Origin of the sequence: Mesorhizobium sp. YM1C-6-2 (genome assembly GCF_003666685.1) — a bacterium.
Taxonomy (GTDB): Bacteria; Pseudomonadota; Alphaproteobacteria; order Rhizobiales; family Rhizobiaceae; genus Mesorhizobium_K.
On the sequence record NZ_RCIZ01000048.1, the window covers coordinates 1 to 242 of the forward strand.

The window sequence follows — 242 nt, forward strand, 5'->3', positions numbered from 1 at the left end:
GTCTCCAGGTTCTGCGCGTGGCGCATCACGTGGAACTCGATCTGGATGCCGTTGCCGCCATGCATGTCGCGAGCCTGACGAGCGATGTCGAGCGCCTTGCCGCAATTGTTGCGCTTGACGATCGAGATCATCTCCGGCGCCATCTTGCCCTCGTCCATCAGCCGACCGACCCGCAAGCTGCCCTGCAGCCCGAGCGCGATCTCCGTCTGCATGTCGGCGAGCTTCTTCTGGTAGAGCTGCGT

Annotated in this window: 1 protein-coding gene; it reads right to left on the minus strand. The window is 63.2% G+C overall.

Annotated elements, in window-relative coordinates; translation table 11 throughout:
• A partial coding sequence (locus tag D8676_RS26645) for an acyl-CoA dehydrogenase family protein (RefSeq protein ID WP_281034814.1) occupies positions 1 to 242 on the minus strand: 242 nt, incomplete at both ends.